This window comes from Simplicispira sp. (genome assembly GCF_028687295.1).
Lineage (GTDB): Bacteria > Pseudomonadota > Gammaproteobacteria > Burkholderiales > Burkholderiaceae_C > Simplicispira > Simplicispira metamorpha.
In genome coordinates, this window is record NZ_JAQUAL010000136.1 from 1 (window position 1) to 9,044 (window position 9,044).

Below are 9,044 nucleotides of genomic sequence, written 5' to 3' on the forward strand. Positions count from 1 at the left end.
TGCCCGTGATCCGCGACCTGATCGTGGACATGACGCAGTTCTTCAAGCAGTACAACTCGATCAAGCCCTACCTGATCAACGAAGGCCTGACGCCCGACAAGGAGCGCCTGCAATCGCCCGAAGAGCGTGAAGAGCTCAACGGGCTGTACGAGTGCATCTTGTGCGCCAGCTGCTCCACCAGCTGCCCCAGTTTCTGGTGGAACCCTGACAAGTTCGTCGGCCCCGCTGGTTTGCTGCAAGCCTACCGCTTCATCGCTGACAGCCGCGACGACGCCACCGGTGCGCGCCTCGATAACCTCGAAGACCCCTACCGCCTGTTCCGCTGCCACACCATCATGAACTGCGTGGATGTGTGCCCCAAGGGCCTGAACCCCACGCGCGCCATTGGCAAGATCAAGGAATTGATGGTGCGCCGCGCCGTCTGATCTGCCACGACAGCCAACCACCATGGGTGAAACTCCATCCCACAGCCTCGACGCAGCGGCCTCGCCGCTGCTCGACGAGCGAGCACTCAGCAAGCTGCACTGGCGTTGTCGGCGCGGCTTGCTGGAAAACGACTTGTTCATTGAACAGTTTTTCACCCGTTTCGAGCCCCAATTGACCCAGCGCCATGCCAGCGGCTTGTTGGCATTGATGGACTTGGCGGACAACGACCTGCTGGATCTGCTGCTGCGGCGGCGCGAGCCAGAAGCGCCATTGGACACCGAAGAAGTTCGTGAAGTGCTTGGCATGCTGCGCCAAGGTGGCAGCGGGGCAGCCACGCCATCGCACTGAATTCACCGCCCCAGCCCGACCATCGGCAACCTACCCAAGGAAATTAGCAATGAAGTTAGCTGACAACAAAGCCACCCTGTCGTTCTCCAACGGCAGCCCCAGCGTGGAACTGCCTGTGTACCAAGGCAATATCGGCCCGGACGTCATCGACATCCGCAAGCTGTACGGCCAGACGGGCATGTTTACCTACGACCCTGGCTTCCTGTCCACCGCGTCGTGCCAATCGGCTATCACCTACATCGACGGCGACAAGGGCGAGCTGCTGTACCGTGGCTACCCCATTGAGCAGTTGGCCACGCAGTGCGATTACCTCGACACCTGCTACCTGCTGCTCAAGGGTGATCTGCCCAACGCCCCCCAACGCGCTGACTTCCACAAGCTGGTGCTTGACCACACCATGGTCAACGAGCAGATGCAGTTTTTCCTGCGCGGCTTCCGCCGTGATGCGCACCCCATGGCCGTGCTCACAGGCCTGGTGGGCGCCATGTCGGCCTTCTACCACGACAGCACCGACATCAATAACCCCCAGCACCGCGACATCGCCGCCATCCGCCTGATTGCCAAGATGCCCACGCTGGTCGCCATGGCCTACAAGTACGGCAAGGGCGAGCCCTACATGTACCCGCAGAACCACCTGAGCTACGCAGGCAACTTCCTGCGCATGATGTTCGGTACGCCCTGCGAAGAGTACAAGGTCAACCCGGTGCTGGAACGCGCCCTGGACCGCATCTTCATCCTGCACGCTGACCACGAGCAAAACGCCTCGACCTCCACGGTGCGCCTGTGCGGCTCTTCGGGCACCAACCCGTTTGCCGCCATCTCCGCTGGCGTGGCCTGCCTGTGGGGCCCTGCCCACGGTGGTGCCAACGAAGCCTGCCTGAACATGCTGGAAGACATCCAGCGCCAAGGCGGCATCGACAAGGTCGGCGAGTTCATGGAAAAGGTCAAGGACAAGAACTCCGGCGTCAAGCTGATGGGCTTTGGCCACCGCGTCTACAAAAACTACGACCCACGCGCCAAGCTCATGCAAGAGACTTGCGACGAAGTGCTGGCAGAACTGGGCCTGCAAAACGATCCGCTGTTCAAGCTGGCCAAGGCACTCGAAAAAATCGCCCTTGAAGACGACTACTTCGTCTCGCGCAAGCTCTACCCGAACGTGGACTTCTACTCGGGCATCGTGCAGCGCGCCATGGGCATTCCGGTCAACCTGTTCACCGGCATCTTCGCGCTGGCCCGCACCGTCGGCTGGATCGCCCAGCTGAACGAAATGATCAGCGACCCCGAGTACAAGATTGGCCGTCCACGCCAATTGTTCACCGGCTCGGTGCGCCGCGACGTTCCTGCTCTGGACAAGCGCTGACAGGCAGCGCGCTGCACCCGCAGCGCGCCCAGCCTCTCACCCAGCCCGCCCACTGGCGGGCTTTTTTTATGCCTGTCCGCCTATTCCCGCAGGCCCTGCGGACACCACACCCATGGCCTACAGTAGCGGCTTCGCTCCTTCTGCAACCCCTTCAAAGATCCACCCCATGAAATCCAAAGCTGCTGTTGCCTTCAAGGCCGGAGAACCCCTGCAAATCGTCGAAATCGACGTGGCACCGCCGCAAAAGGGCGAGGTGCTGGTCAAGATCACCCACACCGGCGTCTGCCACACCGATGCGTTCACGCTCTCGGGCGAAGACCCCGAAGGCGTGTTCCCCGCCGTGCTCGGCCACGAGGGCGCAGGCATCGTCGTCGAAGTGGGCGAAGGCGTGACCAGCGTCCAACCGGGCGACCACGTGATTCCGCTCTACACCGCCGAATGCGGCGAGTGCCTGTTCTGCAAAAGCGGCAAGACCAACCTGTGCGTGGCCGTGCGCGCCACCCAGGGCAAGGGCCTGATGCCTGACGGCACCACACGCTTTTCCTACAACGGCCAGCCCATCTACCACTACATGGGCTGCTCCACCTTCAGCGAATACACCGTGGTGGCGGAGGTGTCGCTGGCCAAAGTCAACCCCAACGCGAATCCCGAACAGGTCTGCCTGCTGGGCTGCGGCGTGACCACCGGCCTGGGCGCCGTCAAGAACACCGCCAAGGTGCAAGAGGGCGACACCGTGGCCGTGTTCGGCCTGGGCGGCATTGGCCTGGCGGTGATCCAGGGCGCCAAACTGGCCAAGGCCGGGCGCATCATCGCCATCGACACCAACCCGGGCAAATTCGATCTGGCTCGCACCTTTGGCGCCACCGACTGCGTCAACCCCAAAGAGTTTGACAAGCCCATCCAGCAAGTCATCGTCGAGATGACCGGCTGGGGCGTGGACCACAGCTTCGAGTGCATTGGCAACGTCGATGTGATGCGCGCGGCGCTGGAGTGCGCGCACCGGGGCTGGGGCCAGAGCGTCATCATCGGCGTGGCCGGGGCGGGCAAAGAGATTTCCACCCGCCCGTTCCAGCTGGTGACGGGGCGCAAGTGGCTGGGCTCGGCCTTTGGCGGCGTCAAGGGCCGCTCCGAGCTGCCGGGCATGGTCGAAGACGCCATGAGCGGCAAGATCCAGCTCGCGCCCTTTGTCACGCACACCATGCCACTGACCGAGATCAACACCGCGTTCGACCTGATGCACGAGGGCAAGTCGATCCGCTCGGTGGTGGTTTATTAAAAACCATAGCGCATAGCGCATGCCCTGCAAGGGATTGCACATCAAAATAATGTCAAACTCTCAGAAGACGTGCGCTAGCAGCTATCAAAAAAATAGCACCATGACTTCAGATGCTCTGGAACTGCGCAGCGAACACGCCTGTTTTGGCGGCGTTCAGCGCTTTTACCGCCACGCCTCGCGTGAAATCGGCCTGCCCATGCAGTTTGCGCTGTACCTGCCGCCGCAAGCGCTGGCGGGTGCGCAGGTGCCCGCACTGCTCTACCTGGCGGGGCTGACCTGCACCGAAGACACCTTCGCCACCAAGGCCGGTGCCCAGCGCCTGGCCGCCGCGCTGGGCCTGGCGCTGATCGCCCCCGACACCAGCCCGCGCGGCGCGGGCGTGGCGGGCGAAGCCGACGCTTGGGACTTTGGCATGGGCGCAGGCTTTTACCTCGATGCCACCCAGGCGCCGTGGGCCACGCACTGGCGCATGGAAAGCTATGTGCTGCACGAGCTGCTGCCGCTGCTGGCAGCCACGCAACCCATCGACGGCGACCGCCTGGGCATTTTTGGCCATTCGATGGGTGGCCACGGCGCGCTCACGCTGGCGCTGCGCCACCCGGGGCGCTTCCAGAGCCTGTCGGCCTTTGCGCCGATTGCCGCGCCCTCGCAGTGCGCCTGGGGCCGCAAAGCCTTCAGCGGCTACCTGGGCAACGATGCCAGCGCCTGGCAGGCGCACGACGCCAGCGCGCTGATGACCGCACAAGCGCACGCGCCCTACCCCGGCGGCATCCTGATCGACCAAGGCCTGGCCGACAACTTTCTGGCCCAGCAGCAACTGCAGCCCGAAGCCTTCGAGGCCGCCTGCGCCGCCGTCGGCCAGCCACTCACCCTGCGCCGCCACGCAGGCTACGACCACGGCTACTACTTCATCCAGAGCTTCATGGCAGACCACCTGGCGCACCACGCACAGCAGCTGGGTCTGGCGCGTAGCGCAGATTAATCTGCACTTAAGGCAGCGGCCCAACAATCGCTGCCCATGCCCCACACACTGACCCGCTGGCTGCCTTTTCTCGCCAACACCCGCACCCCATTCCATTCCTCGGATACGGCCAACGCACCCCAGGCTTGGCACCCCGCCTGGCTGGTGGTGCTGGTCAGCGTGTGGCTGGCCACGGCCTGCAACGTGCCGCTCTGGCGCGAAGTGGCGGCGCTGCCTGACCACACGGGCCTGCGCGGCGCCAGCTTCGGGCTGGCGTTTGCCGTCATCGTGGCAGCAGGCAACGTGGCGCTCTTGAGCCTGCTGGCCTGGGGCCGGGGCCTCAAACCAGCACTGGTTCTGGTGGTGTTGATGGCAGCATTGGGCACCTACTTCATGCTCAGTTACGGCATCGTCATCGACGCCAGCATGCTCACCAACGTGCTGCAAACCGATGTGCGCGAAGCCGGTGATTTACTCAACTGGCGCCTGGCCGCCACGGTGCTGGCGCTGGCCGCACCGCCGCTGTGGTGGCTGCTGCAACGCCCGGTGCGGCCACTGGGCGCGCTGCGCCATGTGGCGCACAACGGCTTGCTGTTGCTGGGAGCGGTGGTGGTGCTGGTAGCCAGCTTGCTGCTGGTGTTTCAGGACTTTGCCTCCACCATGCGCAACCACACCCAGCTGCGCTACCTGATCAACCCGCTCAACAGCGTGTACGCACTGGGCCATATCGCCACCAAGCCCTTGCGCATCGACACCAGCACGATGCAGCCTCTGGGACGCGACGCCCAGCTGGGTGCCAGCTACGCCGGGCAAACCAAGCCCCCCCTGCTGGTGTTGGTGCTGGGCGAAACTGCCCGCAGCGCCAACTTTGGCCTCAATGGCTATGCCCGACCCACCACACCGCTGCTGTCGGCACGCAGCGATCTGGTCAGCGCTACCAACGCCTGGTCGTGCGGCACCAGCACCGCCGCCTCGCTGCCATGCATGTTCTCGCACCTGGGGCGCGATGGTTTCGAAGGGCGCAAAACTAACTCCGAGACCCTGCTGGATGTGTTGCAGCACGCCGGTCTGGCCGTGCTGTGGGTGGACAACCAATCGGGCTGCAAAGGGGTGTGCGACCGCGTGGCCCAAACCAGCACCACGGCCTTGAAAGACCCGGCCTTGTGCCCCGATGGTGAGTGCAGCGACCCCATCATGCTCAAGGTACTGGAAGAGCGCATTGCTGCCCTGCCCGCCGAACAGCGTGCGCGCGGCACCGTGGTGGTGCTGCACCAGATGGGCAGCCACGGCCCCGCCTACTACAAGCGCTCGGACGCATCGCTCAAACGCTTTGGCCCCGAATGCACCTCCAACGCGCTGCAAGAGTGCGATCAGGCCCAGGTGGTCAACGCCTACGACAACAGCATCGTGGCCACCGACCATTTCCTGAATGCCACCATCCAATGGCTGGAAACGCAGGCAGACAAAGCGCAGACTGCTATGGTTTATGTATCAGACCACGGCGAATCGCTGGGCGAGGGTAACCTCTACCTGCACGGCCTTCCCTATGCCATTGCCCCTGATGTGCAAAAGCAGGTGCCCTGGATTACCTGGCTGTCACCGGCAATGCAATCGCGCAGCGGCGTGGCCACAGCCTGCCTGCAAAAAGACCTGGCCCAGCGGCGCATCACGCACGACGGCTATTTCCACGCTGTGCTCGGGTTGATGGACGTGCAAAGTACCGTCTACCAAGCCGAACAAGACATCTACGCGCCATGTCGCAACACCCGGCAGGCGCCCATGGCAGCCACCACCGCACCCAACACCGCACACGCCCGCAGCTGAAGCCGCCCCGGCGCCAGGGCCACATTTGCCCATGCGCCCGCGTGCGAGATCGGCGATAGGCTACATTGCCAGCCTGTCAATTTTTCGAGGTCGTCATGGCAAGAAAGCCCCAGCTCATTCTGTCTTCCCTGGATCTGGATCGGATCGAAGCCCTGTTGGCCGCGATTCCATCGAGCGCGTTTGCAGGCAAGGCTGAATTGCAAGCCGAGCTGGACCGCGCTGACGTGCTGCCGCCCGAGCAGATGCCGCCCAACGTGGTCACCATGAACTCCACCGTGCAGTTCTCCATCGTCGAAACCGGCAAAGAGCTGCGCCTGACGCTGGTGTACCCGCGCGATCTGGACGGCAGTGCCGACAAGGTGTCCATCTTCGCCCCGGTAGGCAGCGCGCTGCTGGGCTTGTCGGTGGGCGATGAGCTGGCCTGGCCCGGCCCCGGTGGCAAGGCCATGACGGTGCGCGTGACAGACATTCTGTTCCAGCCCGAGCGTGCGGGCGAACTGCACCGCTGAAGCCACGCCGCTGCTGCGGCGCTGCTGCGACTTCACCCCCGCCATGCACCGCAAGCCCTTTCTGCACCAGCGCCCCAAGGCCCTGGAGCGGCGCATGGCCCATCGGCCCCAGTGGTTCAGCACTTTTCTGGCTGGCAACCACCGCGAACAAAACCGCCTGCGCCGTGAAATAGCCACCATGAAGGGCTCAGTGGTCTGGCTACTGCGCCAGCGCCGCCAGGGCCAGTGGAGCCTGGATGAGCGCACCCGCCTGCGCGAAGTCATGCGCTCGGCCTCGGCGGTCAGCCCCTACCTCATCATCTGGGCGATACCGGGCTCGCTGCTGTTGCTGCCGTTTCTGGCTTGGTTCATTGACCACCGCCGCCAGCGCAATGCCCGCACCAGCGACAGCGCCGCGCCCGCAGACAGCGCTGCACCCAGCAGCACCAACGCCAGCGACACCCCCCTCACACCACCGGCCTGAGCAGTGCTACCAGCCAGCCGCCGCCCACCAGCGCGGCCTGCCAGCGCAAGGCCAGCGCCACGTCGGGCACATGGCGCTCCACATGCAGGTACAAGGGCCGGGCCGCCCACAGCGACAACCCGAAAGCCGCGCACATGCCCAGTGCATTGGCCCACGGCGACTGCGGCCAGCACTGCGCCACCAGCGCATTGACCAGCAGGCAGACCGAAAAGTGCAGCAAAAACACCGAATACGACATCTGCCCCAACTGCTGCAATGGCCGCACCAGGGCCTGGACACCACCCTGCGGCCAAGGCCGGCGCAGCGCCCAGACCAGCCCCAAAGCGGTCAGCAGCGCCACCAGAATCCGGCCACGAAACTCCAGCGCCAGCGCCACGCCCCCCAGCATCGCCATGGCCACCAGCCAGGGCAGCGCACGCGGCGCACGCACCGCCCAGTGCGCCAGCATGCCCAGGCCGTAGGCGCCAAAGAAGTAAATCGCCCACATGTCCAGACCGGGCACGCGGTTCCACCACCACAGCGAGAGCGCACACCCGGCCAGCACCAGTGCGCGCCCCAGCAGCACCGCACCAGCGCCATGGCCCGCCAGCCAACGCGCCAATGCCAGCACCCCGACAGCCAGCGCAAACAACTGAAAATCAATGGCTACGTACCACACGCCCGCCGATAGCGCTTCTTCGCCCACCACGTCTTGCAGCAACAGCGCGTTGGCCAATAGCTGCGACAAATGGGGTTCGGCGGGCACGCTGGGGTGCTCCAGCCAAGGCCGCACCAGCGCCGCTGCCAGCACCGCCACCAGCAGTGCCACGGCATAAGGCACCACCAGGCGCACAAAACGCTGGGCGATTTTGTGCGCTGGGCTGCCAAAGCGCGCTACACCCTCGGGCGCCAGGCTGGCAGCGGCCAGATAGCCTCCCAACACCAGAAACACCTGCACCGCCATGCGGCCATAGTCGTAGAGCCAGGAGATCAGCTGCGGAAACAGTGGCTGGGCCGTGTCGGACATAGGCCCGTAAAAAGCCAGATGGTGCCAAACGATGGCCGCACAGGCCAAGCCCTTGATAGCGTCGATCAAGGGGTTGCGGGAAATGGGGGAGTTCATAAAGAGGCGGACTGAGAGACAGCCACACCGAAAGCAAATGCCAACGCTCAACGTCCGGGCCTGTCATCCGGTTGACACACCAAGCTGGCGCATTTTTTGCTTTTTCTGGTGCACCAACGGGTGCTCTGCACCAAAACAGTGTTCATTGCCTGCGAACAGGCCACGAGAGACTCATGGAATCACTCCAACAGGGCACCAACACCCTATTCATCCTGCTCGGCGCCATCATGGTGCTGGCCATGCACGCCGGTTTCGCTTTTCTGGAACTGGGCACGGTGCGCAAAAAGAACCAGGTCAATGCCCTGGTCAAAATCCTGGTCGATTTTTCAGTCTCTACCGTGGTGTACTTTGCCGTGGGTTATGGCGTGGCCTATGGCACCCATTTTTTTGTCAGCGCCGATGTGCTGGTGCACAAGAATGGTTTTGAACTGACGCGCTTTTTCTTTCTGCTGACGTTTGCCGCTGCCATTCCGGCCATCATTTCGGGGGGCATTGCCGAGCGGGCCAAGTTCTGGCCCCAGCTCATTGCCACCGCCGTGATCGTGGGCCTGGTCTATCCCTTTTTTGAAGGCATTGCCTGGAATCACCATTTTGGGGTGCAAGACGGCATCAAGGCCCTGACCGGCGAGGAGTTTCACGACTTTGCCGGCTCCGTGGTGGTGCATGCCGTGGGCGGCTGGATTGCCCTGCCTGCCGTGCTGCTGCTGGGTTCGCGCGCCAACCGCTACCGCAAGGACGGTGCCATTTCCGCGCACCCACCCTCGAACATTCCCTT

10 protein-coding genes are annotated in these 9,044 nt (G+C 63.8%); 9 read left to right on the forward strand and 1 reads right to left on the reverse strand.

All coding sequences use genetic code 11. The annotated features are described in order from the left end of the window. From PHX69_RS13120 to PHX69_RS13155, 8 genes are all read left to right on the forward strand, one after another. Nucleotides 1-425, forward strand: a 425-nt coding sequence (locus tag PHX69_RS13120; RefSeq protein ID WP_288044231.1) for a succinate dehydrogenase iron-sulfur subunit, incomplete at its 5' end; no start/stop codon positions are given. A gap of 22 nt (nucleotides 426-447) precedes the next feature. Then, on the forward strand, nucleotides 448-774 hold the full coding sequence (locus PHX69_RS13125; RefSeq protein ID WP_119011824.1) for an FAD assembly factor SdhE: 327 nt from the start codon (nucleotides 448-450) through the stop codon (nucleotides 772-774). A 49-nt stretch (nucleotides 775-823) separates the two neighbouring features. Further along, on the forward strand, nucleotides 824-2,134 hold the full coding sequence (locus PHX69_RS13130; RefSeq protein ID WP_119011823.1) for a citrate synthase: 1,311 nt from the start codon (nucleotides 824-826) through the stop codon (nucleotides 2,132-2,134). Between the two features lie 166 nt (nucleotides 2,135-2,300). Further along, nucleotides 2,301-3,410: an S-(hydroxymethyl)glutathione dehydrogenase/class III alcohol dehydrogenase gene (locus PHX69_RS13135; protein WP_288044232.1), complete on the forward strand. Its 1,110-nt coding sequence runs from the start codon at nucleotides 2,301-2,303 to the stop codon at nucleotides 3,408-3,410. A 100-nt stretch (nucleotides 3,411-3,510) separates the two neighbouring features. Further along, complete coding sequence (gene fghA / locus PHX69_RS13140) at nucleotides 3,511-4,392, forward strand: S-formylglutathione hydrolase (protein WP_288044233.1); 882 nt, start codon at nucleotides 3,511-3,513, stop codon at nucleotides 4,390-4,392. Nucleotides 4,393-4,428: 36 nt separating this feature from the next. After that, a complete protein-coding gene (locus PHX69_RS13145) occupies nucleotides 4,429-6,195 on the forward strand; it encodes a phosphoethanolamine transferase (RefSeq protein ID WP_288044234.1) in 1,767 nt (588 codons plus the stop codon). Nucleotides 6,196-6,290: 95 nt separating this feature from the next. Continuing rightward, nucleotides 6,291-6,704, forward strand: a complete 414-nt coding sequence (gene rnk, locus PHX69_RS13150) for a nucleoside diphosphate kinase regulator (protein ID WP_119011819.1) — start codon at nucleotides 6,291-6,293, stop codon at nucleotides 6,702-6,704. 43 nt (nucleotides 6,705-6,747) lie between these two features. Further along, the gene (locus tag PHX69_RS13155) at nucleotides 6,748-7,167 is read left to right on the forward strand and encodes a hypothetical protein (RefSeq protein ID WP_288044235.1); all 420 of its coding nucleotides are present in this window, start codon (nucleotides 6,748-6,750) and stop codon (nucleotides 7,165-7,167) included. Here PHX69_RS13155 and PHX69_RS13160 read toward each other — a convergent pair. After that, nucleotides 7,151-8,269, reverse strand: coding sequence for an acyltransferase family protein (locus PHX69_RS13160; RefSeq protein WP_119011818.1), 1,119 nt, complete (start codon nucleotides 8,267-8,269; stop codon nucleotides 7,151-7,153). The two genes, PHX69_RS13155 and PHX69_RS13160, sit on opposite strands and share 17 nt — an antisense overlap. A gap of 173 nt (nucleotides 8,270-8,442) precedes the next feature. On the opposite strand from PHX69_RS13160, the gene PHX69_RS13165 reads away from it, so the two are divergent. Beyond that, nucleotides 8,443-9,044, forward strand: a 602-nt coding sequence (locus tag PHX69_RS13165) for an ammonium transporter (protein ID WP_502958530.1), incomplete at its 3' end; no start/stop codon positions are given.

What these genes read in the sequence shown, in the direction of transcription:
- PHX69_RS13125 (WP_119011824.1), top strand. Translation starts at nt 448, where the DNA reads ATGGGTGAAACTCCATCCCACAGCCTCGACGCAGCGGCCTCGCCGCTG.
- PHX69_RS13130 (WP_119011823.1), top strand. Translation starts at nt 824, where the DNA reads ATGAAGTTAGCTGACAACAAAGCCACCCTGTCGTTCTCCAACGGCAGC.
- PHX69_RS13135 (WP_288044232.1), top strand. Translation starts at nt 2,301, where the DNA reads ATGAAATCCAAAGCTGCTGTTGCCTTCAAGGCCGGAGAACCCCTGCAA.
- fghA (WP_288044233.1), top strand. Translation starts at nt 3,511, where the DNA reads ATGACTTCAGATGCTCTGGAACTGCGCAGCGAACACGCCTGTTTTGGC.
- PHX69_RS13145 (WP_288044234.1), top strand. Translation starts at nt 4,429, where the DNA reads ATGCCCCACACACTGACCCGCTGGCTGCCTTTTCTCGCCAACACCCGC.
- rnk (WP_119011819.1), top strand. Translation starts at nt 6,291, where the DNA reads ATGGCAAGAAAGCCCCAGCTCATTCTGTCTTCCCTGGATCTGGATCGG.
- PHX69_RS13155 (WP_288044235.1), top strand. Translation starts at nt 6,748, where the DNA reads ATGCACCGCAAGCCCTTTCTGCACCAGCGCCCCAAGGCCCTGGAGCGG.
- PHX69_RS13160 (WP_119011818.1), bottom strand. Translation starts at nt 8,269, where the DNA reads ATGAACTCCCCCATTTCCCGCAACCCCTTGATCGACGCTATCAAGGGC.